Origin of the sequence: Streptomyces sp. NPDC052109, assembly GCF_040680195.1 — a bacterium.
GTDB lineage: Bacteria > Actinomycetota > Actinomycetes > Streptomycetales > Streptomycetaceae > Streptomyces.
On record NZ_JBFAWF010000010.1, the window covers coordinates 74,250 to 97,411 of the forward strand.

The window sequence follows — 23,162 nt, forward strand, 5'->3', positions numbered from 1 at the left end:
ATTCTAGGCGAGGGTGCGGGGAGGGGGCCAACGGTTTTCGTGTCCCCTAGGGGACGCGAGGCCCTCGGAGTAGGGGCCGGAGTCCACCCGGAGATCTACGCGCAGCCGTCCGGGATTGGCTCTGGAGACCGATGCGGACCTTATGCCCGGCGTTCCACCATGGAGACATGAGCGCAGCAACCATCTCTCCAGGCCCTGCCCGACCGCCGGCCGGCGCCACAGCCGTGGACGGCCCGCACCACCACCCGCTCGGCAACGCCCTGCGCGCCATCAAGGTGTTCGCGGAGGCCGCGTTCGGTGTGATCATCCTCGGCGAGTACGGCGAGGAAGCGGGCATACGCCGTAAGTAACCGCAGGGGTCCCCTCCGTACGGAGACGGACGGCAGCCGGGCCGAGGGCGCGGCCGTGGTCCACGGCACGACCCGCCTCCCTCGCGGGCAGCGCGCTCCTGCTCGCCGCTCTGGTCATCCTCTTGTCCCGCCTCTCGCCGCCGTACCCGCTGCCGGGGCCCGGGCACCGCGCTCGGCTCAGCCGGTGCTGTCCTCCGTCAGGAGCTCGTCCGCGTCCATGATCCGGTAGGCGTAGCCCTGTTCGGCCAGGAATCGCTGGCGGTGGGCGGCGAAGTCCTGGTCGATGGTGTCGCGGGCGACGACCGAGTAGAAGTGCGCCTGGTGCCCGTCGGCCTTCGGGCGCAGGACCCGGCCGAGCCGCTGGGCCTCCTCTTGGCGGGAGCCGAAGGTGCCGGACACCTGGATGGCGACCGTGGCCTCCGGCAGGTCGATGGAGAAGTTGGCGACCTTGGAGACGACCAGCACGCTGATCTCCCCCTCGCGGAAGGCGTCGAAGAGCTTCTCGCGCTGGGCGTTGGAGGTCTCCCCCTTGATGACGGGGGCGTTCAAGTGCTCGCCCAGCTCGTCGAGTTGGTCGATGTACTGGCCGATGACGAGGATCTGCTGCCCGGCGAAGCGGCGGACGATCGCCTCCGTGACCTTCCGCTTGGTGTCGGTGGTGGCGCAGAAGCGGTACTTCTCCTCCGTCTCGGCCGTCGCGTACGCGAGCCGCTCGGAGTCCGTCAGGTTCACCCGGACCTCGACGCAGTCGGCCGGGGCGATGTACCCCTGCGCCTCGATCTCCTTCCAGGGCGCGTCGAACCGCTTCGGCCCGATGAGGGAGAACACGTCCGACTCGCGGCCGTCCTCACGGACGAGGGTGGCCGTGAGGCCCAGCCGCCGCCGTGCCTGCAGGTCGGCGGTGAACTTGAAGACGGGAGCGGGCAGCAGGTGCACCTCGTCGTAGACGATCAGGCCCCAGTCCCGGGAGTCGAAGAGTTCCAGGTGCGGGTAGACGCCCTTCCGCTTGGTCGTCAGCACCTGGTAGGTGGCGATGGTGACCGGGCGGATCTCCTTGCGCGTACCGCTGTACTCGCCGATCTCGTCCTCGGTCAGCGAGGTCCGCTTCACCAGCTCGTGCTTCCACTGCCGTGCGGAGACGGTGTTCGTGACCAGGATGAGGGTGGTCGACTTGGCCTGGGCCATGGACCCGGCGCCGACCAGCGTCTTCCCGGCGCCGCACGGCAGCACGACGACACCGCTGCCGCCGTGCCAGAAGTTCTCCACGGCCTGCTTCTGGTACGGCCTGAGCGCCCAGCCGTCCTCCAGCAGCTCGATCGGGTGCGCCTCACCGTCGACGTACCCGGCCAGGTCCTCGGCCGGCCAGCCCAGCTTCAGCAGCACCTGCTTGATCTGCCCGCGCTCGGACGGGTGCACGGCGACCGTGTCCGGGTCGATCCGCGCCCCGACCAGTGGGGCGATCCGCTTGGACTTCAGCACCTCCTCCAGCACCGGCCGGTCGGTGGTGCTCAGCACGAGTCCGTGCGCGGGGTGCTTGCTGAGCGTGAGCCGCCCGTACCGGTCCATGGTCTCGGCGATGTCGACGAGCAGCGCGTGCGGCACCGGATACCGGCTGTACTGCACCAGCGCGTCCACGACCTGCTCGGCGTCATGCCCGGCGGCACGCGCGTTCCACAGCCCGAGCGGGGTGACCCGGTAGGTGTGGATGTGCTCCGGCGCCCGCTCCAGCTCGGCGAACGGCGCGATGGCACGCCGGCAGTCGTCGGCCCGCTCGTGGTCGACTTCCAGGAGCAGGGTCTTGTCCGACTGGACGATCAGCGGTCCGTTCACGTAGAGCACACACCCTTTCCACAACGGCCAAACGTCCAGTGTGCCGCATCGGCCGCCGGACCGGGTCAGTCCGCCGCCAGCTCCGCCACTCCCGTGATCCGGTGCAGCGGATAGGTGCGCACCTCGTCCGCCGTGTGGTCGTACGCCGTGACGAAGCCGCCCTCCACCTTGACCGGGGCGATGACCCGCTGGCTGGCGGCGCCCTCGGCGTTGACGTAGCCGATCCAGAGCGATCCGCCGGTCAGCACGGCTGCCTGCACGGTGGCGAGGGTCTCGGCGGAGGACGTACGGGGCAGTTCGCCGCCCGCCAGGGGCGTGCCGGCGGCCGGCTTGCGCGGGGTGGTGGCGGCCAGGTCGCCCGCCCGGATCGCGCGGATCGCCGCCGCGAGCAGCGTGGCGTCGGGTACCGGCGGGCCGTCCGGGACCGGCTCCGGGGCGGTGCGCGGAGGGGTGCGGCGGGCGTGGGCGCGCGCGATCAGGACGTCGCCCTCGGCGGACTCGGCGGCCGGGGCGTAGCCCATCGCCCGCAGGCCCTCCAGCAGCGTCGCCGGGTCGGACGGGGCGGCCAGCACGGTGGGCGCGAGGCGGCGCAGGCGCAGGGCGGCGGCACGCCTGTCGGCGAGGATCTCGTTCAGCAGGGTGTCGTCGTCGCACCGCACGTACGCCGAGGCCGCACCGACCCGGAGGTGACCGTGCCTGCGGGCCACGTCGTCGATCAGATAGGCGAGCGGCTGCGGCACCGGGGTGCGGGAGTGCTCGGCGAGGAAGGCGTGCAGGTCGGCGGCGGTACGGCCGGCGTCCAGGGCGCGCCGCACCGAGGCCGGGGTGAAGCGGTACACCGTCGCGCCGCCCTTGGACTCGACGTCCGCGAGCACGCCCAGCAGATCGGCGAGCGGACGCCGCAGCGGCCCCGGCGCCACCGCCGTCAGGTCGGCCTGGAGCAGCACATGGTCCAGCGGCTCGGGGAGCAGCGGCGCGAGGAGCCGGGCGGCGGCGGCCGTCGCCACCGCCTGCTCGGCGGGGGAGAGCGGAGCGGGCACGGCGGCCGGCCGGTGCTGATGGTGCACGGGCAGCTTGTCACCGGGGCCCGAGGGCCGCGGCGAGCCGGAGGGCACCGGCGAGGTGTCCCGTGCGCCCAGCAGTGCCCGCCCGTGCGCCGACAGCGCGCCCCGGCCCGTGATGCCCAGCAGCTCCGCCTCGGACAGGGTCCAGCGGGCCAGCCGGGAGCGCAGGTCCTCGTCACCGTCCCGCTGGGGTCCGCGCAGCGGCCGCTCCCAGCGCAGCCGGGCCAGCACCGACCCGGTGTCGGGGGCCGTGCCGGCGGGCAGCCCGGCCAGCAGGGTCAGCACCCGGTGTCGTACCTCGGGCGCGGCCGAGCGGTCCAGGCCCGGGCCGAGCGCGGCGAGCGTCCGGTCCTTGGTGTCCCGCCCGCCGACCAGCCCCGCAGTGCGGGTGGCCGCCAGCCAGGCCTCCGCCAGCCGGGCCCAGCGCTCGGCGGGGGGCCGCTCCAGCCACTCGTCGTACGCGGGCGTGGCCGCGTACCGCTCGTCGGCCTCGCCGTCGGGGGCGATCAGACCGGCCGCGTACGCCAGCTCCACCCAGAACGCGGCGACCGGCTCGGCCACGTCCAGTGCGACGGCGGTCCGCTTCAGGTCGCGGACGCTCAGGCCACCGGCCCGCAGGACGGCCGGGCCGCCCTCGTCCCAGTCCTTCAGCAGCTCCTCGACGGTGGCGAGCGTGGTGTACGCCTGTCCGGCCGCCGTCGCGTCCACCACCTGCGGGCCGTGGGCCGCGGCCGGCTCCACGGCGGGCGGCAGCGGCTCGGGTGCGCGGTGGGCGCAACCCTCGCGCAGATGCAGGGCCACCTCGCGGGGCAGGACGACCGTGCCCGGCGCGGTGGGCAGCAGCAGGCCACGGTCGAGCAGCCAGCGCAGATGGGCGGCGGGGTCCGGGGTGACCTGCCCGTACGGCGGTCCCCACACCAGCCGCGCCAGCACCTCCCGGGCCGCCTCCGGGGCGCCGGAGAGCAGCTCGGCCATGTTCTTCCGGTCGGCGAACAGCGCGCTGAGCGCGGCCGCGGCGGACACCGCGTCGTGCGTCGAGGGCAGCCCGGCGGTCGTGACGAGCTCCTGGATGCGGCCCGGCGACATGCCCGAGGTGGCCTCCTGCACGGTGGGCCCGAGCCCGGTCGGAGAGGGGTGCTGCGGGGACGGCGCGAGGAGTTCACGGGCCGTGCGCACCAGCCGCAGCCGCTCGTCGTCGCCCCACACCAGGGCCTGTTCGCGCAGGCCGGCGAGGGCGTGCGGCAGCGCGGCGGCCACCGCCGGGTCGCCGGCGTCCCCGGCCATCAGCGAGAGCAGCGTGTCGTACGACGCCGGGTCCGGGGCCACGGCCAGCGCCTCCGCCGTCTGCAGCGCGAACCGGTCCAGCCGCTCCAGCGCGCGCAGCACCGAGGCACGGGTGCCGGCGCGGGTGGCCAGCTGGGTGAGGTCGGTCGGGACGGGCGTGATGAGGTCGGGGCGGCTGCGCAGCAGCGCGGCCAGGGAGACGTCGTCCCGCGCGCGGAGCGCTTCCGCGAGGGAACGGGGTGCTGGGTGGGCCGCTTGGCTCATCTGACCCACGGTAGCGGCTGCCGCTCCCGAGGGGGCGCCCCCGGACACCCGGTACCCGGGAACGAGTTCGCACCACGACTCTGCGCTACCGTCCTCACGGGGTTTCATCACCGTCGCCCCGGAGGGGTTCCGTTGGGGATCGAGAGCGACCAGGTCGTCTACGAGTACCTGAGCCGTGTCGGAGACATCGCTCAGCAGCGGCAACTGCCGTCGGCCACGCGGATGCGGCTGGTGTCGGAACTGCGCAACGAGATCGACCGGCACCGGGCCAGGACGACGGTCGACAGCCCCGCGGCGGTCCGCCGCATCCTGGACCGCCTGGGCAGCCCGGACGAGGTCGTCGAGGCGGCGGGCGGTACGTCCGGCTCGTCCGGCACCGGCCGGGTCACGCAGCCGCCCGCGCCCGCCGTACCGGTCCAACCCGCGCCGCGTACACCGAAGGCGAGGGCGGAGCCGGAGCCGGAGCCGGCGGACGGGACCGGGGAACGGCGCAGGGGCCTGCGCCGGGTCGTCCCCCGCCCGCGCCCCACCGAGCCGCCCGCGCCCGCCGCGCCGCGCGACGCCGCGTCCCCGCCCCACCTGGCCGCCGCGCACGAACTCGGGGACAGCGCCGTACAGCCGGACTGGTGGCGGGCCGGCGGCAACCCGTTCGCCGTCGCGGCCGAGACCGACTCGGTGCCGGGGTTCGTGGGCGGGGTGGAAATCCCGGAGCTGCTCAGGCGGCCGCAGAAGCAGAGGGAGGAGACGCCGAAGCCGGAGGCGAAGGCCGGGCCGGGAGCCGAGACCGGCGCTGAAGCCGGGGCCACGGGGACCGAACCGGCCCCGCGCCGCCGCCTGTTCCCCGGCCCCGCCACCGGCTGGACCAACCCCTTCCTGCTACTGGCCGCCGCCGCACTGGTCGCCGGGGCGGTGCTCGGGAACTGGTTCGCGCTGATCCTCGGGTGGGTGATCGCCTACGGTTCCCGCCGGCTCACCCCCGCGGAGACGAAGGTGGCCGTGATGGTCCTGCCCGGCACGGCCGGCGCGGCCGGTCTCGTCTGGCTGTGGGGCAGGGACGACGGCCGCTGGGGGACACCGATCGCCCAGGGCCACATGAACGACGCGATCGCCGGGACGTGGCCGTGGGTGGTCCGGGGAGCGGCGATCGCGTCCGCGCTGTATCTGGTGTGGCGCTCACAAAGGCGAAGGTGAACGCACCGCACCCGCACCCGGCGACGGATCCGCGCACCCACGGCGCTGACACAATGGCCCATATGACTCTCACCGTCGGCTTCGACCTCGACATGACGCTCATCGACTCCCGCCCCGGTATCCACGCCTGCTACACGGCGCTGGCCGAGCGGACCGGAACGTACATCGACGCCGATCTGGCGGTGACCCGGCTCGGTCCGCCGCTCGCGGAGGAGCTGGTCAACTGGTTCCCCGCGGAGCAGGTGCCCGCGATGGCCGACCTGTACCGGGAGATGTACCCGTCGATCGCCATCGCCGCGACCCCCGCCATGGACGGCGCCCGTGAGGCCGTCACCGCGGTGCGCGCGGCGGGCGGACGGACGATGGTGGTCACGGCGAAGTACGAGCCCAACGCCAAGCTGCACCTGAGCCACCTCGGCATCGAACCGGACGTGGTCGTGGGCGACCTGTGGGCGGAGCAGAAGGCGGAGGCACTACGCGAGTACGGCGCCGGTGTCTACGTCGGCGACCACATCGGGGATGTGCGCGGCGCCCGTACCGCGGGAGCGCTGTCGGTCGCCGTGGCGACCGGCCCCTGCTCCGCCGCCGAGCTGCGCGCGGCCGGCGCGGAGGTCGTCCTCGACGACCTGTTCGCCTTCCCGGACTGGCTGACCGGCTACCGGGCGGCGGCGCGCGCCTGACGGCGCCCCGCGGCCACCGAGCGCAGCACCCCCGCGCCGGCCAGCAGGAAACCGACGCCCATGAGCATGCTCAGGCAGTACATGTACGTCGGAAAAGGCTTGGCGCCGAGGAACAGCGGGGCCATCGTGACGAGAGTGGCCACGGCCCCGGCGAAGAACACGATCGCACCGGTACGGATCAGCCGGTCACCCGGCGCGGCGGAATTCGTTTGGGTTTTGTCACGCACCGGACCAGGGTAGTTCCCAGCGCGAGAGAACAACCGGGGGACGTCTTGTCACCCGCCCCGAGACCATTACGCTTGGTAGCGGCGGGTCACAGTCGACCCGCTGCAGTGCTGTCCAGAGCACTTTCCGAGCAGAAGCAGCAGCAGTACTCCAACTAGTACGAGGACGAGGACAGACGGTGCCGACCGGGCGTGTCAAATGGTTCAACAGCGAGAAAGGCTTCGGCTTTCTCTCCCGCGACGACGGCGGTGACGTCTTCGTCCATTCCTCGGTTCTCCCCGCCGGAGTCGACGCACTCAAGCCGGGACAGCGCGTGGAGTTCGGCGTCGTCGCCGGCCAGCGCGGTGACCAGGCCCTGTCGGTGACCGTGCTGGAGCCGGCCCCGTCGGTCGCCGCCGCCCAGCGCAAGAAGCCGGACGAGCTGGCCTCGATCGTGCAGGACCTGACGACCCTTCTCGAGAACATCACGCCGATGCTCGAGAAGGGCCGGTACCCGGACAAGGCCTCGGGCAAGAAGATCGCCGGCCTGCTGCGGGCGGTCGCCGACCAGCTGGACGTCTGAGCCGGCTCCCCTGCGACCCCGTCGTCCTACGGGAACGCGAGCGCATCAGGGCCGAGGGGCGGCACCAGCCCCTCGGCCGCCGCGCGGGTCAGCAGCCCGCGGACCGCGGCATAGCCGTCCTCGCCGAGCCCGGCGGTGAACTCGTTGACGTACAGGCCGATGTGCTGGTCCGCGACGGCCGGGTCCATCTCCTGGGCGTGCGCCATGACGTACGGCCGGGAGGCCTCCGGGTCGTCCCAGGCGGCCAGGACGGAGGCGCGGACGGAGTCGGCGAGCCGGGTCAGCGTCTCCGCGCCCAGCGACCGCTTGGCGACGATCGCGCCGAGCGGGATCGGCAGCCCGGTGGTCCGCTCCCAGTGCTCGCCCATGTCGGCGAGCTTGTGCAGCCCGTAGTTCTGGTACGTGAAGCGTGCCTCGTGGATGACGAGTCCCGCGTCCACCTTCCCGTCCCGCACGGCGGGCATGATCTCGTGGAACGGCATGACCACGATCTCGCCCACGCCGCCACTCGGAAGGGTGTCCGCCGCCCACAGGCGGAACAGCAGATAGGCCGTCGACCTCTCGCTGGGCACCGCGACCGTACGGCCCGTCAGATCGACGTCCGGCTCCCGAGTCAGCACCAGCGGCCCGCAGCCCCGCCCCAGCGCGCCGCCGCACGGCAGCAGCGCGTACTCGCCGAGCACGTACGGCAGGACGGCGTACGACACCTTCAGCACGTCGAACTCGCCGCGCTCGGCCATGCCGTTGGTGATGTCGATGTCGGCGAAGGTCACGTCCAGCGCGGGGGCGCCGGGGACGCGACCGTGGGCGAGGGCGTCGAAGACGAAGGTGTCGTTCGGGCAGGGGGAGTACGCGATCTGCAAAGCCTCAGCGGTCATGTGGTTTCCAACTCTCCAGTGCGGGCGTGAGCTTCCCGAACGCCTCGGTGAGGGCGGTGAGGGCGTCGCCGATGCGCCAGGCGGCGCGGTCGCGCGGGCCCACCGGGTTGGAGACCGCGCGGAGTTCCAGCACCGGCACGCCGTGGGCGGCGGCCGCCTCCGCCACCCCGAAGCCCTCCATGCCCTCGGCGAGCGCGCCGGGGTGCCGCTCGCGCAGGGCGGCGGCGCGGGCGGCGGTGCCGGTGACGGTGGAGACGGTGAGGATCGTGCCGGTACGGGCGCCGGTGGCCTCGGAGACGGCGCGTACGGCCGACTCGGGCGGGGCGTGGGTGACGGTGCCGAAGCCCAGTTCGGTGACCGGCAGGAAGCCGTCGGCGGTCTCGGCGCCCAGGTCGGCGACGGTGATCGCGTCGGCGACGACGAGGGAGCCGACGGGGGACTCGGGCAGGAAGCCGCCGCCGATGCCGGCGCAGACGACCAGGTCGTAGGGGGCGCCTTCGAGGGCGGCGGCGGTCAGGGCGCCGGCGGTGCCGGCGGCGGCGAGCGCCGGGCCCACGCCGGCGGCGAGCAGGTCCCAGCCCGTGGTGGTACGGCACAGCAGGGCGCCGGGGAGCCGGGTCCGGCTCACGGCCGAGGGAAAGGCCCGTGCCACCGCGTCCCGCTCGACGGGGACGGCGGTGGCGACGAGGACGCGTGCGGAGGCCGTGATCAGGCCTTCTTCAGCTTGAACGACCACATGCCCTGGTTGGACTTCGCGCCCATGCGGATCGTGACCGTGTTGGTGTTGCCCTGGGTGCCGTACTGCTGGTTGAAGAACGCGCTGCCCGGGATGGTGCGGTAGGTCTTTTTGCTGACGTCGGTGAACTGCTGGCCGTTCACCAGCAGGACCCAGCCGGCGTCCGCGATCTTCGGGTCGACACCGATGCGGACGGTCTCGTCCTGGTCCACCGTGATCGACTTGGCCTTGTCGACGTTCTTGACGCATTCGGTCAGCGACTTGGCGTCCAGGGCGTTGCCGTCGTTGTAGCACATGGCCTCGGAGTTGACCGAGCTGTCGCCGACGGTGACCGTCGCGACGGGCGTCGGCTTCTCGCAGGCCGAAAGCAGGAGCAGTCCGGCGGAAACGGCGCCGGCGGCGGCGACGGCGCGGCGGCGTCGCACAACGGATTGCAGCGTGGTCATGGCCGAAGGCTATCGGGCGCCTGGAGCCGTCCGCCCACGTGGGGTGCGGCGTGCCCGGTTCGTTACGCCAGCCGTGCCCGGGGCCGGGGACATGGTGTCCGGATCGTTACGCCGGCCGTGCCCGGGGCCTGGGCGCCTTGTCCGGTTCGTGGGGCCGGCCGTGGGAGCTGTCTACGCCACGCGGGGCCGGTTGCGGCCGCCGTGGCGGGCCGAGGCGAGGAGGCCCTTCAGCGTGGCCAGCCAGCCGATGGCCACGAACACCGCGCCGATCAGCAGGCCGACGGTCCCGTTGAGCGGCAGCACGATGCCGACGGCCCCGCCGAACACCCACGCCATCTGCAGCAGCGTCTCCGAGCGGGCGAACGCCGAGGTACGCACCAGCTCGGGCACGTCCCGCTGGATCAGCGCGTCCAGGGCCAGCTTGGCCAGCGCCTGGCCGAACCCGGCGACGGCGGCGAGACAGGCCACCAGGAACGCCCCGAAGAACAGGGCGGCCACGATCGCCGTGCCGAGCACCACCGCGACGACGGTCACGATGATGATCTCCGGGGCGCGTGATCTCAGCCAGGCCCCGACGGCCGTACCCAGCGCGTTGCCCGCCCCGGCCGCGACACCGACCATCCCCAGGGAGACCGCCGCGCTCTCGCCGGTCAGCGGATGCTCACGCAGCAGGAAGGCGAGGAAGAAGATCAGGAAGCCGGAGAGGCAGCGCAGGGCGGCGTTGGCACCGAGCGCGTGGGTGACGGCGGGCCCCACGGTCCGCAGCCCGGGCCGCTTCACCTGCTCCCGGTCCTTCCTGCGCTGCGATCCGTGCAGACGCTGTGCGTCGGCCGCGAGCAGCGCCACGTCCTCGCCCTTGGCCGAGTCCACCTTGGGCGGCAGGGAGAACGACAGGAGCGTTCCCGCGACGAAGATCACGAAGGCGCCGTACAGCGGCCAGGGGTCACCGACCTTGTGCAGTCCCGCCGCGACCGGCGCGGCGACCCCCGTGGCCAGCAGCCCGGCGAGGGTGACCCGGGAGTTCGCCTTCACCAGCGAGAACCGGGGCGGCAGCAGCCGCGGCACGACCGCGCTGCGGACCACCCCGTACGCCTTCGACGCGACCAGCACCCCCAGCGCGGCGGGATACAGCTCCAGGCTGCCGCTCGCCACGGCGCCCGAGATGACCAGCGCGAGCAGGGCACGGGCCAGCATGGCCCCGGCCATCGCGGCGCGCCGGCCGTGCGGCAGCCGGTCGAGGAGGGGACCGATGACCGGGGCGAGGACGGTGAACGGCGCCATGGTGATGGCCAGGTACAACGCGACGCGCCCCCGCGCCTCGGCCGTCGGCACGGAGAAGAACACCGTGGAGGCGAGCGCCACGGTGATCATGACGTCGCCGGCGCCGTTCACCGCGTGCAGCTCGATCAGCTTGCCGAGGCCCGACTCGCCCGCACCGTGCGCGTGCGTGGCCTTGCGGATCCCCCGCGCGGCACCGGTGACCGGAAAGTGCAGGGCACGCCCGACGGAACGGACGGCGCCACCGGCCCGGCTCGCGCCGCCACCCCGAACACCACGTTTGTCCGCGGTCGCCACGTGCTTCATAGTGCCCCGAGAAGGCGGCCGATAGTGCGGTACGGCGCGGCCGAGATGGGCGGGGGCCGGCGCCGCGCGAGCGCGGCCGCGCGGGAAGGGGGGCGGGAGGGTGGGAAAAGCTGCCGCGTAGCAGTGAGGAATCTCGTTCGGTGTAGCGTGCGTATCTCAGCCATAACGCAGAATGGATGGCAGAGGTGCGCCCGAGCGCGCGGATGCATGACGTCGATGCGGTCCTGAGGTCCGCTCCGTCGGCAGGCCCGCCTTCAGGCAGCCGCACTCGACGAGACGGCGTAGGAGAGAAGCGATACCTGTGAGCGCAGCGACAACGCGAAGCCGCACCCCCGACCGTCTGTGCGCCGAGGCGGTCGATCTCGCCCGCGCCGCCGCCGAGGAGGCCGCCGCGCCCGGCGTGGTCGGTGAGCACGCCGGGCTCGTCTCCGAGGGCGACCGCGTTGTCACGCACTTCTTCGAGTGCAAGGAACTGGGCTACCGCGGCTGGCGCTGGGCGGTCACCGTGGCCCGCGCCTCCCGCGCCAAGGTGGTCACCCTCGACGAGGTGGTCCTCCTGCCCGGCCCCGACGCCCTGCTCGCCCCCGAGTGGGTCCCGTGGAGCGAGCGCCTGCGCCCCGGCGACCTCGGCCCCGGCGACCTGCTCCCCACCGACCAGGACGACCTGCGCCTGGAACCGGGCTACAGCGGCGAGGAGGAGCCGCTGCCGAGCTCGGCGGTCTCCGCGGAGATGGCGGAACTGGCCGAGGCCGAGGACGCCGACGTGACCCCTGGCGCCCCGGCGGTCCAGCCCACGATCCCCTCCCGGGGCTCGATCGCCGCCGTCGCCGAGGAACTGGGCATGCGCCGCGCCCGCGTCCTCTCCCGCTACGGCCTGCACGTCGCCGCCGACCGCTGGGAGGAGTCGTACGGCCCCAAGACCGCGATGGCCCAGGCGGCCCCCGCGACCTGCCAGACCTGTGGCTTCCTCACCCCCATCGGCGGCTCCCTCGGCCAGGCCTTCGGTGTCTGCGCCAACGAGTTCTCCCCGGCCGACGGCCGCGTGGTCTCCCTCGCCTACGGCTGCGGCGGCCACTCGGAGGCAGCGGTCATGCCGAAGCCGCCCCAGCCGGCCCCGCCGGTCATCGACGAGACCCGGGTGGACCCCTTCCCCCTCCGCCCCGCCCGCGACTCGGGCTCGGTCCCGGAAGCGGGCGACGAGGAGACGGCGGAGCTGGGCCACTCCTGAACACCGGCCACGAGGTCCACCGGCCCGCCGGGAGCCGCCCGCCCGCCATGCGGCGGCCGGCTCCCGCCGCATCGTGGAGCGGCCGGCCCCGCCGCCCCGTCACCCCGAGCACCGGGGCCGCGTTCCTGACCCACGCCTCCCGCGCCTGACCTCTTCCTTCGGTCGCCTGCCGGTGCGGGCGGTACCTTCTCCTCACGCCGATGAGGAGTGTGAACGTGAGCAGCAAGTACGTGCGGCCGGCGGCCGAGGGTGCCGATCCCTTCGGGACGGCCCGGCTGCGCCGTGGTGTCCTCGACGCCTGGGCCACCAGTCCCGCCCGGTTCCGTGAGGACGCCAACGCCGAGGAGGACCTGGTCCTCGGTGGCTACCGGGACCGGCTCGTCGTCGAACTGGCCCAGAACGCCGCCGATGCCGCCGCCCGGGCGCGCGTGCCGGGGCGGATGCGGCTCACCCTCCGGGACGGGGTCCTCGTCGCCGCCAACACCGGTGCCCCGCTGGACGCGACCGGAGTGGAGTCCCTCTCCACGCTGCGCGCCTCCGCCAAACGGGACGCCGACGCCACCCAGGGTGCCGTCGGGCGGTTCGGGGTCGGGTTCGCCGCCGTCCTCGCGGTGACCGACGGACCCGCGATCGTGGGACGGCACGGGGGCGTCCGGTGGTCCCTCGCCGAAGCGCGGGAGCGGGCCGCCGAGACCGCCCGGCACAGCCCCGGACTCGGGGACGAGATCCGGCGCCGGGACGGGCATGTGCCGCTGCTCCGGCTGCCGTTCGCCGCCGAGGGCACCGCCCCGGACCCGTACGACACCGCCGTCATCCTGCCCCTGCGGGACGCGGGCGCCGCCGATCTCGCCGAGCGGCTGCTGAACGCCGTCGACGACGCTCTGCTCCTCGCCCTGCCGGGCCTGGAGGAGGTCGTCGTCGAGGTCGGGGACCACGCGCCGCGCGTCCTTCGCCGTCGGGCCGAGGGCGCTGTCACCGTCGTGGAGGACTCGCGGGACGGGACCACGCGCTGGCGTACCGCCTCCGCGCACGGGCCGCTCACCCCCGACCTGCTCGCCGACCGGCCCGTGGAGGAGCGGCTGCGCCCGCACTGGTCGGTGACCTGGGCCGTACCCGAGGACGTGGAAGGGCGTCCGGGGCGGCCCCGTACGTCCCCCGTCGTGCACGCGCCGACCCCGAGCGACGAACCCCTTGGCGTCCCCGCCCTCCTGATCGCCTCCTTCCCCCTCGACACCACCCGCCGGCACACGGCCCCCGGCCCGCTCACCGACTTCCTGGTGCAGCGCGCCGCCGACGTCTACGCCGAACTGCTGGCCGAGTGGCGGCCCGTGACGGACGGGGTCATCGACCTCGTACCGGGGCCGCTCGGCAAGGGCGAGCTGGACGGGGCGCTGCGGCAGGCCGTGCTGGAGCGGCTGCCGCGTACCGCCTTCCTGCCCCCGGCCGTCGTCTCGAAGGGCGACGACGAGCTGCCGGAGGCGCTGCGGCCCCGGGACGCCGAGGTCGTGGAGGGCGCCGGCGCAGCCACGGTGCGGGTGCTCGCCGAGGTGCTGCCCACGCTGCTGCCCGCCGGCCTCGAGCGGCGCGTCGAGCTGCGCACCCTCGGGGTCGCACGCCTGCGGCTCGCCGACGCCGTCGACCGGCTCGCCGGCCTGGAGAAGGACCCCGGCTGGTGGTGGCGGCTCTACGACAGCCTCGCCGGGGTCGACCCCGAGCGGCTCTCCGGGCTGCCCGTGCCGCTCGCCGACGGCCGGACCACCATCGGCCCCCGGCAGGTCCTGCTGCCGACCCCGGACGCCACCCGCATCGACGCGGACGTGCTCGGACGGCTCGGGCTGAAAGTGGCCCACGAGGAGGCCGCGCACCCGCTGCTGGAGAAGCTGGGCGCGCTGCCCGCCTCCGCCCGCGCGGTGCTCACCACCCCGCAGGTGCGGGCCGCCGTGGCCGCCTCGCTGGACGAGGAGGGCGTGCTCGGAGGATGGGAGCAGGACGCTCCGGACGCCGAGGAACTGGCCGACACCGTCCTGTCCTTGGTCCGCGACGCGGGCCTCGAACCCGGTGACGAGCCGTGGCTGGGGGCACTCGCCCTCCCCGATGAGGACGGGGAACTGGCCCCCGCCGGTGAACTGGTCCTTCCCGGCAGTCCGTTCGCGCGTGTGATCCGCGAGGGCGAACTCGCCGCCGTGGACCACGACCTGGCCGACAAGTGGGGCGAGCAGCCGCTGGCCGCCTGCGGGGTGCTCGCGAACTTCGCCCTGGTCCGTGCCGCCGACGTCGTCCTGGACCCGGACGAACTGGAGCCCCGGGAGGGCGACTTCGCCGAACCGGACGACGCCGGGCTGCTGGACGCCGTCGACGTGTGGTGCGAGGACATCCTCGACCGCTTCCCGGACAGTCCGGTGCCGCCGGTCGCCACCGAGCTGATCGCCGTACGCGACCTCGACCTGGTGGACGACGACCGCTGGCCGGAGGCGCTCGCGCTGCTCGCGCAGCCTCCGCTGCGGGACGCCCTCACCCAGCCGGTGCGGATCCTGCTGCACGACGGCACGCACGAGGTGGTACGGCCGTACACCGCGTGGTGGCTGCGCGGGCACCCGGTGCTGGACGGGCGCCGGCCCGCCGGTCTGCTCGCGGCCGGCGGGGATCCGCTGCTGCGCGGCCTGTACGACGAGGCCGACGCGACCGGGTTCGAGGACGAGCAGGTGCTGCGGGCCCTGGGCGTGCGCACCTCGGTGGGGGCCCTGCTGGACGAGCCCGGCGGCGCCGCCGAGCTGCTGGACCGCCTGGCCGACCCTGAGCGGCCGGTCACCGCGGCCCAACTTCACGGGCTGTACGGGGCGTTGGCCGAGCTGGATCCGGAGCAGGTGACGCTGCCGGACGAGCTGCGGGCCGTGCTCGACGGCCGGGTGGAGGTGGCGGACGCGGGGGACGCGGTCGTCGTCGACTCGCCCGACCTGCTGCCCTTCACCTCCGGGGTCCCGCTGCTGCCCGTCCGGCCGGCCCGGGCCGCCGAGCTGGCGGAGCTGTTCCAGGTGCGGCGGCTGAGCGAGTCCGTCACCGGCGAGGTGCACTCCGAGGGCACCGAGCACGACGTGCCGGAGTCGGTGCGGGTGCTGCTCGGCCCGCGGACGCCGACGACGTACGTCGAGCACGAGGAACTCGTCGTGGACGGCGTGGAGATCGACTGGCGGCTCACCGACGACGGCGTGCTGCACGCGGCCACGCTGGAGGGCGTCGCGGCCGGGCTGGCGTGGGCGGCGGGGCAGTGGCCGCGGCGCTTCGAGGTGGCGGCCCTGCTGGAGGACCCCTCGCGGACGGAGGAACTGGCCCGGGACCGCTGGTTCGACTGACGGCACCCCGGAACCGAGGCCTCCACAATTCCCTTACCTCGTCTTCAACTTACGTACAACCGTTCCCCTGCGTGCCGAGTCTGACCCACCGGAGCCGACTGGCTCATCTGTCACTACGCACGCAGGGGAACACATGCGTATTCGCGCCTCTGCCGCCGTCGTCGGCGGCGCTCTGGCCCTGTCCGCCCTCGCCGTGCCGGCCGCGCAGGCCAGCGGCAGCCAGGGCGACACCAAGATCACCAAGGTGGTCGTCGACGGAGACAACAAGGTGTCCATCGGCACTTCCGGCGCCGTGACCTTCAAGGTCAGCGTGACCGCGACGGACGACTCCGGCATCAAGGACGCCGACTCCTTCGACCTCTTCGGCCCCGGCTACGGCGTCGAGTCCACCGGCAAGCCCACCTGCACCCGGGTCAACGCCACGACCTCCACCTGCACCGGCACGGTGAAGATCGACCCGAGGGTCGACTACCTGCTCAACAAGAACGCCGGCACCTGGTACGTCGACGCGTGGATCAACGCCGACGACGAGGACTACGTCTGGCAGGAGAAGGCCGGTTCCTTCTGGTTCCAGCGTGCCGCCAAGCTCACGGTCAACGCCGCCCCGGAGCCGGTGAAGAAGGGCAGGACCCTCACGGTCACCGGTGCCCTCACCCGCGCCAACTGGGAGTCGCTGAAGTACGGCGGCTACGGCTCGCAGTCCGTGCAGCTGCAGTTCCGCAAGAAGGGCGCCGGCGCCTACACCACGCTGAAGACGGTCAAGGCGGACTCCAAGGGCAACCTGAAGACCACCACCACGGCGACGGCCGACGGCTACTACCGCTTCTCCTTCGCGGGCAACTCGAGCACCGCCGCGACCAGCGCCGCCGGGGACTACGTCGACGTGCAGTGACCAGCGGACTTCACAGCTTCACCCGTACAACCCCCCAGTCACTTCACGGGTCTGACCCCGCGAGTCGACTGACTCCTTGATCACTTGGACCTCGGGTCCACCTTTCTCCACACAGGGGAACGCATGCGTATTCGCGCCACCGTGGCCGCCGTCTCCGGCGCCCTGGCCCTCTCCGCCTTCGTCGTGCCGGCCGCCCAGGCCGCCGACGCTGGTTCGTCCCACCGCGTCGACTTCGCGAAGTACTTCGGCCAGTACGCGTCTTCCGGCAAGACCGCCTTCAGCGCATCCGGCGCGGTCGAGGGCGACCTCGACGTGTCCTTCTCGAACTTCAAGATCGCCAAGGCGATCAAGGTCGGCACCACCAACAAGGTGTCCACCACCGTCACCTACACGCTGACCCACGGCGCCGACGTGGACATCACCTCGGACAACTTCCTCACCGTTCCGGTGATCTACCACGGCTCCGACGCCACCCCGGACAGCGTCCAGGGCCCCGACCTCGCGGCCGTCTGCAAGGCCGTCTCGGCGACCACCGCCACCTGCAAGGGCAGCATCGACATCTACCCGAAGACCACCGACGCGGACCTGAAGCTGCGCAACTCCTACGCCGGCACCTGGCACGGCGCGGGCATCGCCCTCGACCTGGAGAGCGAGCAGAGCGCCCTGCAGACCGGTCTCGCCACCACCCTGGTCCAGCGCAACTCGACGCTGACGGTCAACGCCGCCCCGGAGCCGGTGAAGAAGGGGGCCACCGTCACCGTCACGGGCAAGCTCTCGCGCGCCAACTGGGAGGACCACAAGTACCACGGCTACACCGGCCAGTCGGTGCAGCTGCAGTTCCGCAAGAAGGGCTCCAGCACCTACTCCACGCTGAAGACCGTCAAGACGGACTCCACGGGCAACCTGAAGACGACGACCAAGGCCACGGTCGACGGCTACTACCGCTACGCCTTCGCGGGCACCTCGACCACCCCGGCGGTCAACGCCACGGGTGACTTCGTCGACGTGAAGTAAGCCGTACGGCTCCGGCCCCGGAAGCGCGCGCCGCTCCCGGGGCCGGAACGTTTCCTCTCACTTGTGCCACGGCCTGGTAATGCCCGCACGGCTTGTGTCACGGCCTGGCAATGCGGGCCCCAAATCTGGCCGGAACACGTTCCCGCCGTACAACCGGCCCCAGGGGTCACGGATCTGATCGCGTGAGTCAACCGACTCCACGATCACTTATCCCTCCAGGGGAACGCACATGCGCATACGTGCCACCGTGGCCGCCGTCTCCGGCGCCCTGGCCCTCACCGCCCTCGCAGTCCCGGCCGCGCAGGCCGTCACCGACTCGGGCGCGCCGTACACCCTGAACGCGAGCTTCTCCCACCTCTCGATCGCCAAGGCGACCAAGGTGGGCACCAAAGAGGTCAGCGTCAAGTACTCGTACACGCTGACGCACGGCACCAACGTGAACATCGCCGCGAAGGACTTCTACACGGACGCCTTCCTCTACCACGGCACCTACAGCGACTCGGCCCCCGAGCTGTACGGCGACGACCCGGCGACCTGCACCGCCACCTCGTCGACGACGGCCACCTGCACGGGCTCCGTCAACATCTACCCGCACGACGACCTGAAGAACGCCTGGGCCGGCAGCTGGGGCGTGGCCGCCGAGGCCGTCGCCTTCAACGGCCAGGACCCGAACAACCCGGACATGAGCAAGGTCGGCTTCAAGGACCAGAGCGGCATCACGACCTCCCTGGTCCAGCGCAACCCCGCGCTGACGGCCGACGCCACCCCGGAGCCGGTGAAGAAGGGCGCGACCATCACCGTCACCGGCAAGCTGACCCGCTGCGACTGGGAGCACCTCACCTACAACCCGTTCGGCGGCCAGCCCGTCAAGCTCCAGTTCCGCAAGGCGGGCACCTCCACCTACACCACGATGAAGACGATCACGACCTCGTCCACGGGCACCCTGAAGACCACGGTCACGGCCGGCTCCGACGGCTACTACCGCTACAGCTTCGCGGGCGTCACGACCACCCCGGCGGTCAGCTCGGCGGGCGACTACGTCGACGTGCAGTGAGTCGGCGCCCCGGAGGGGGCACGAGGCCGTGCTGATGCGCGGCTGCGCCGCGTGAGCGCCACCAGCCACAAGGCTCGCGCGGTTCTCCACCGGCGGTTTCCCCCGGCCTCGTCGGCCACGGCTCGGCGTACAGCACCTAGTCGGGAGACCGCCGGTCCACCCACTTCCACAGGAACTCCAGCGCGGCCGACCCCACCACCGCGATGCCGACGGCGGTCCACGGCATCGTGACGCCCACCAGCTTCAGCGCGAAGAAGGCCTGCAGCGCCGGCACGGCCAGGACCAGCAGGAACGCCACGCCCATCGCGACCACCAGGGTCACCCGCCACCAGGTGTAGGGGCGGGCGACGATCGCCAGGATCCACAGGGAGATCAGGAAGAGAGTCAGTGTCGCCGCGCTCGTCTCGGCACCCAGCTGACCGCCGCCGCCGGAGTAGTAGTGCCGGGCGATGAGATAGGTGACGAAGGTCGCCACCCCGGCCACCACGCCACCCGGGACCGAGTACCGCATGACCCTGCGCACGAAGTGCGGTTGTGCCCGCTCGTTGTTGGGCGCCAGGGCCAGGAAGAACGCCGGGACGCCGATGGTGAGGGTGGACAGCATGGTCAGGTGCCGGGGCAGGAAGGGGTATTCGACCTGCCAGCAGACCACCAGGACGGCCAGCAGCACCGAGTACACGGTCTTCACCAGGAACAGCGTCGCGACCCGTGTGATGTTGCCGATCACCCGGCGCCCCTCGCCCACCACCGACGGCAGGTTCGCGAAGCTGTTGTCCAGCAGCACGATCTGCGCCACCGCCCGCGTCGCCTCCGAGCCGGAGCCCATCGCGACCCCGATGTCGGCGTCCTTCAGCGCGAGCACGTCGTTCACGCCGTCGCCGGTCATCGCGACCGTGTGCCCGCGCGACTGCAGCGCCCCGACCATGTCCCGCTTCTGCTGCGGGGTGACCCGCCCGAAGATCGTCCCCTGGTCCAGCGCGTCCGCCATCCCGGCCCGGTCGCCGGGCAGGTGCCGGGCGTCCAGGGTCTCGCCCTCCAGACCCAGCTTGGCGGCGACCGCGCCGACCGAGACCGCGTTGTCGCCGGAGATGACCTTGGCGCGGACGTTCTGGTCCGCGAAGTAGCGCAGGGTGTCGGCCGCGTCGGGCCGCAGCCGCTGCTCCAGGACGACGAGGGCGGTGGGGCGGGCGCCGCGGGTTGGCTCGGGGTCGTCCAGATCGCGGCCGGCGCGGGCCAGCAGCAGCACCCGCAGACCCTGCTCGTTGAGGCGGCCGGTTTCGGCCAGGGCCGGGTCGCCGTCGGCGAGGAGCACGTCCGGTGCGCCGAGCAGCCAGGTGCTGGTCTCCCCGTCGCCCTCGCTGAACGCGGCCCCGCTGTACTTGCGGGCCGAGGAGAAGGGCAGCGACTCCACGCAGCGCCAGTCCTCGCTGTCCGGATAGGCGTCGATGATCGCCTGGAGGGAGGCGTTGGGGCGCGGGTCGGACTCGCCGAGGGCGCCGAGCACCCTGCGTACGTACCCCTCGTCGGCCCCGTCGAGCGGCCACAGCTGGGTGACGTCCATGCCGCCCTCGGTGAGGGTGCCGGTCTTGTCCAGGCAGACGGTGTCGACGCGGGCCAGCCCCTCGATCGCCGGCAGCTCCTGCACCAGGCACTGCTTGCGGCCGAGCCGGATGACGCCGATCGCGAAGGCGACGGAGGTGAGCAGCACCAGCCCCTCCGGGACCATCGGGACGATGCCGCCGACCGTGCGGGCCACGGCGTCCTTGAAGCCGTTGTTCTTGACCACGAGCTGGGTGATGACCAGGCCGATCGCGGCCGGGACCATCATCCAGGTGACGTACTTGAGGATCGTGGAGATGCCGGTGCGCAGCTCGGAGTGGACCAGGGTGAAGCGGGAGGCCTCCTCGGCGAGCTGGGCGGCGTAGGCCTCGCGGCCGACCTTGGTCGCCTTGACCGCGCCGCCGCCCGCGACCACGAAGCTGCCCGACATGACCTGGTCGCCGGGGCGTTTGACGACGGGGTCGGCCTCGCCGGTGAGCAGCGACTCGTCGATCTCCAGCCCGTCGGCCTCGGCGCACACCCCGTCCACGACGATCCTGTCCCCGGGCCCGATCTCCATGAGGTCGTCGAGCACGAGCTCGTTGGTGGGCACCTCGGTGGAGGTGCCGTCCCGGCGTACGGTCGGCCGGGCCTCCCCGATCACCGCGAGCGAGTCGAGGGTCTGCTTGGCCCGCCACTCCTGGACGATGCCGATGCCGGTGTTGGCGAGGATGACGAAGCCGAAGAGGCTGTCCTGGATCGGCGCGACGAACAGCATGATGAGCCAGAGCACGCCGATGATCGCGTTGAACCGGGTGAAGACGTTCGCCCGGACGATCTCCCCGAGCGAGCGGCTGCTGCGCACGGGTACGTCGTTGACCTGGCCGCGGGCCACGCGTTCGGTGACTTCGGCGGAGGTCAGCCCGGCCGACGGGCTCCTCGGCAGGGCCACGGGGTGCACCGGGTCGAGTTCGGCACCCGCGTCTATATGGCTCATGTCATCGACGGTACGTGCGGATCTGCCCGTCCACCTGCCGAGCGGAGCCGATTTCCGACCTGGGGACGACCCCGGTCCTGCGCAGGTCGTACGGCTACTTCGCGCCCGTCGCCTTCAGCGCCGCGTCCCGCTTGATCGCGGCGTCCCGCCTGCGCACGTACCAGATGCCGACCAGGCCCAGCCCGCCCCCGGTCAGGCAGGTCCACAGCCACCACAGATGGCCGTGGTCGTCGAACCAGCCGTAGAACGGCAGCTGGACCAGGAAGAGTACGAACCAGACGATCGTGCCGCCGGTGATGGTGGCGACCACGGGCCCCTCCAGGGGCTCCGGCGCCTCGTGCTTCGGGGTCCACTTCGCCATGCGCACAGCTTAGAGCGCCCCTTTCAATCCCAGGCGCCGCCGTCGTCTACGCGCGGAGATAGCGATCTAGCACTCATACGTTCATACTGAAACCGTTTGTCTTTGACCACTTCTGCTCGTATGAAACGCCAAAAGGGGCTCGGGGGAACCCCCTAGGTGATGGAGTCCCGCATGCCCACCTCGGCACCCGCCAAGGCACCCACCCCCGAAAAGCCCGGCGGCGCGCCCGCCCAGGGCGCTCTCGACCGCTACTTCAGGATCTCCGAGCGCGGCAGCTCGGTCGCCCGGGAGATCCGGGGCGGTTTCGCCACCTTCTTCGCGATGGCGTACATCATCGTGCTGAACCCGATCATCCTCGGCAGCGCGAAGGACATGTACGGGCACCATCTGGACAACGGCCAGCTGGTGACGGCGACCGCGCTGACCGCCGCCTTCACCACCCTCCTCATGGGCGTCATCGGCAACGTGCCGATCGCGCTCGCCGCCGGCCTCGGCGTGAACTCGGTCGTCGCGCTCCAGCTCGCGCCCCGCATGTCCTGGCCGGACGCCATGGGCATGGTCGTACTGGCCGGTTTCGTGGTCATGCTGCTGGTCGCCACGGGACTCCGCGAGCGCGTGATGAACGCCGTGCCGTTCGGGCTGCGCAAGGCGATCTCGATCGGTATCGGCCTGTTCATCATGCTGATCGGCCTGGTCGACTCCGGCTTCGTCACCCGTATGCCGGACGCGGCGCAGACCACCGTCCCGCTGCAGCTCGGTGTCGGTGGTCATCTGCACGGCTGGCCGGTGCTGGTCTTCATCCTGGGCGCGCTGCTGACCTTCGCGTTGATCGTCCGCAAGACGCCCGGCGCGATCCTGATCTCGATCGTCGGCATGACCGTCCTCGCGGTGATCCTCAACGCGGTCACCACGATCCCGTCCTGGGGCCTGACCGTCCCGAAGTGGCCGGGCAACCCGGTCGCCACCCCCGACTTCGGCCTGGTCGGCCACGTCAGCCTGTTCGGCGGCTTCTCCAAGGTCGGCGTGCTGACCGGCATCCTCTTCGTCTTCACGGTCCTGCTGTCGTGCTTCTTCGACGCGATGGGCACGATCATGGGCGTCAGCGACGAGGCCAAGCTGACGGACGCCCAGGGCTACATGCCGGGCATCAACCGGGTCCTGTTCATCGACGGCCTCGCGGTCGCGGCGGGTGGTGCCAGCTCCTCCTCGGCCACCACCGCGTTCGTGGAGTCCACGGCGGGCGTCGGCGAGGGTGCCCGTACGGGCCTCGCGAACGTCGTCACGGGCGGCCTCTTCGCCGTCGCGCTGTTCCTCACCCCGGTCGCCACCATGGTCCCGTCCCAGGCGGCCACCCCGGCGCTGGTCGCGGTCGGTTTCCTGATCCTGTCGAACTCCATCAAGGAGATCGACTGGGCCGACTACACCATCGCGATCCCGGCGTTCGTGACGATGCTGATGATGCCGTTCACCTACTCGATCACCAACGGCATCGGCATGGGCTTCATCACCTTCACGGTGCTGCGCCTGGCGGCCGGCCGGTTCCGGGAGATCCCGGTCGCGATGTACGTCGTCTCGGCGGTCTTCGCCTTCTACTACCTGATGCCGGCCCTGGGTCTCACATGAGCCCCTCGGG

19 protein-coding genes are annotated in these 23,162 nt (G+C 72.4%); 10 read left to right on the plus strand and 9 right to left on the minus strand.

Features of this window, described 5'->3' with window-relative positions:
* The first annotated feature begins 167 nt into the window (after window positions 1-167).
* Window positions 168-350 carry a hypothetical protein gene (locus AB0L59_RS21395; RefSeq protein WP_365585897.1) on the plus strand — a complete coding sequence of 61 codons (183 nt, stop codon included), beginning with the start codon at window positions 168-170 and terminating at the stop codon, window positions 348-350.
* Between the two features lie 177 nt (window positions 351-527).
* Here the strand turns inward: AB0L59_RS21395 and AB0L59_RS21400 are convergent, their stop codons facing one another.
* Together AB0L59_RS21400 and AB0L59_RS21405 are read right to left on the minus strand one after the other, a co-directional pair.
* Complete coding sequence (locus AB0L59_RS21400; RefSeq protein WP_365586295.1) at window positions 528-2,180, minus strand: DNA repair helicase XPB; 1,653 nt, start codon at window positions 2,178-2,180, stop codon at window positions 528-530.
* 65 nt (window positions 2,181-2,245) lie between these two features.
* Window positions 2,246-4,792 carry a helicase-associated domain-containing protein gene (locus tag AB0L59_RS21405; protein WP_365585899.1) on the minus strand — a complete coding sequence of 849 codons (2,547 nt, stop codon included), beginning with the start codon at window positions 4,790-4,792 and terminating at the stop codon, window positions 2,246-2,248.
* Window positions 4,793-4,924: 132 nt separating this feature from the next.
* On the opposite strand from AB0L59_RS21405, the gene AB0L59_RS21410 reads away from it, so the two are divergent.
* Both AB0L59_RS21410 and AB0L59_RS21415 read left to right on the plus strand, forming a co-directional pair.
* Window positions 4,925-5,983: a hypothetical protein gene (locus AB0L59_RS21410; protein WP_365585902.1), complete on the plus strand. Its 1,059-nt coding sequence runs from the start codon at window positions 4,925-4,927 to the stop codon at window positions 5,981-5,983.
* Window positions 5,984-6,036: 53 nt separating this feature from the next.
* The gene (locus AB0L59_RS21415) at window positions 6,037-6,663 is read left to right on the plus strand and encodes a haloacid dehalogenase-like hydrolase (protein WP_365585905.1); all 627 of its coding nucleotides are present in this window, start codon (window positions 6,037-6,039) and stop codon (window positions 6,661-6,663) included.
* Here AB0L59_RS21415 and AB0L59_RS21420 read toward each other — a convergent pair.
* On the minus strand, window positions 6,639-6,890 hold the full coding sequence (locus AB0L59_RS21420; protein WP_365585908.1) for a hypothetical protein: 252 nt from the start codon (window positions 6,888-6,890) through the stop codon (window positions 6,639-6,641). The genes AB0L59_RS21415 and AB0L59_RS21420 overlap by 25 nt on opposite strands.
* Window positions 6,891-7,066: 176 nt before the next feature.
* Between AB0L59_RS21420 and AB0L59_RS21425 the strand changes: the two genes are divergently transcribed.
* Window positions 7,067-7,450: a cold-shock protein gene (locus tag AB0L59_RS21425; protein ID WP_023549364.1), complete on the plus strand. Its 384-nt coding sequence runs from the start codon at window positions 7,067-7,069 to the stop codon at window positions 7,448-7,450.
* Window positions 7,451-7,476: 26 nt separating this feature from the next.
* Here AB0L59_RS21425 and AB0L59_RS21430 read toward each other — a convergent pair whose 3' ends face one another.
* From AB0L59_RS21430 to AB0L59_RS21445, 4 genes are all read right to left on the minus strand, one after another.
* A complete protein-coding gene (locus AB0L59_RS21430; RefSeq protein WP_365585912.1) occupies window positions 7,477-8,328 on the minus strand; it encodes a 1,4-dihydroxy-6-naphthoate synthase in 852 nt (283 codons plus the stop codon).
* On the minus strand, window positions 8,318-9,064 hold the full coding sequence (locus AB0L59_RS21435; protein ID WP_365585915.1) for a futalosine hydrolase: 747 nt from the start codon (window positions 9,062-9,064) through the stop codon (window positions 8,318-8,320). Before AB0L59_RS21435 ends, AB0L59_RS21430 begins: the two co-directional genes overlap by 11 nt.
* Window positions 9,037-9,510 carry a DUF2771 domain-containing protein gene (locus AB0L59_RS21440; RefSeq protein WP_365585917.1) on the minus strand — a complete coding sequence of 158 codons (474 nt, stop codon included), beginning with the start codon at window positions 9,508-9,510 and terminating at the stop codon, window positions 9,037-9,039. Before AB0L59_RS21440 ends, AB0L59_RS21435 begins: the two co-directional genes overlap by 28 nt.
* A gap of 171 nt (window positions 9,511-9,681) precedes the next feature.
* Window positions 9,682-11,094, minus strand: coding sequence for an MFS transporter (locus tag AB0L59_RS21445; RefSeq protein WP_365585920.1), 1,413 nt, complete (start codon window positions 11,092-11,094; stop codon window positions 9,682-9,684).
* A gap of 301 nt (window positions 11,095-11,395) precedes the next feature.
* Here AB0L59_RS21445 and AB0L59_RS21450 point away from each other — a divergent pair, with 301 nt between their 5' ends.
* The 5 genes from AB0L59_RS21450 (at window position 11,396) to AB0L59_RS21470 (ending at window position 18,632) form a co-directional block, all read left to right on the plus strand.
* Window positions 11,396-12,322: a DUF3027 domain-containing protein gene (locus tag AB0L59_RS21450; RefSeq protein WP_365585923.1), complete on the plus strand. Its 927-nt coding sequence runs from the start codon at window positions 11,396-11,398 to the stop codon at window positions 12,320-12,322.
* A gap of 200 nt (window positions 12,323-12,522) precedes the next feature.
* Complete coding sequence (locus AB0L59_RS21455) at window positions 12,523-15,672, plus strand: molecular chaperone Hsp90 (RefSeq protein ID WP_365585925.1); 3,150 nt, start codon at window positions 12,523-12,525, stop codon at window positions 15,670-15,672.
* Between the two features lie 133 nt (window positions 15,673-15,805).
* Window positions 15,806-16,564, plus strand: a complete 759-nt coding sequence (locus AB0L59_RS21460) for a calcium-binding protein (protein WP_365585928.1) — start codon at window positions 15,806-15,808, stop codon at window positions 16,562-16,564.
* A 123-nt stretch (window positions 16,565-16,687) separates the two neighbouring features.
* On the plus strand, window positions 16,688-17,578 hold the full coding sequence (locus AB0L59_RS21465) for a hypothetical protein (RefSeq protein ID WP_365585931.1): 891 nt from the start codon (window positions 16,688-16,690) through the stop codon (window positions 17,576-17,578).
* 229 nt (window positions 17,579-17,807) lie between these two features.
* Window positions 17,808-18,632 (plus strand): hypothetical protein, encoded by an 825-nt coding sequence (locus tag AB0L59_RS21470; protein WP_365585934.1) that lies wholly within the window; start codon window positions 17,808-17,810, stop codon window positions 18,630-18,632.
* 136 nt (window positions 18,633-18,768) lie between these two features.
* Here AB0L59_RS21470 and AB0L59_RS21475 read toward each other — a convergent pair whose 3' ends face one another.
* Together AB0L59_RS21475 and AB0L59_RS21480 are read right to left on the minus strand one after the other, a co-directional pair.
* Window positions 18,769-21,168, minus strand: coding sequence for a cation-translocating P-type ATPase (locus AB0L59_RS21475; protein WP_365585936.1), 2,400 nt, complete (start codon window positions 21,166-21,168; stop codon window positions 18,769-18,771).
* A 94-nt stretch (window positions 21,169-21,262) separates the two neighbouring features.
* Complete coding sequence (locus AB0L59_RS21480) at window positions 21,263-21,529, minus strand: DUF2530 domain-containing protein (protein ID WP_365585939.1); 267 nt, start codon at window positions 21,527-21,529, stop codon at window positions 21,263-21,265.
* 171 nt (window positions 21,530-21,700) lie between these two features.
* On the opposite strand from AB0L59_RS21480, the gene AB0L59_RS21485 reads away from it, so the two are divergent.
* Complete coding sequence (locus tag AB0L59_RS21485) at window positions 21,701-23,152, plus strand: NCS2 family permease (protein WP_365585942.1); 1,452 nt, start codon at window positions 21,701-21,703, stop codon at window positions 23,150-23,152.
* The last annotated feature ends 10 nt before the right edge of the window (window positions 23,153-23,162 follow it).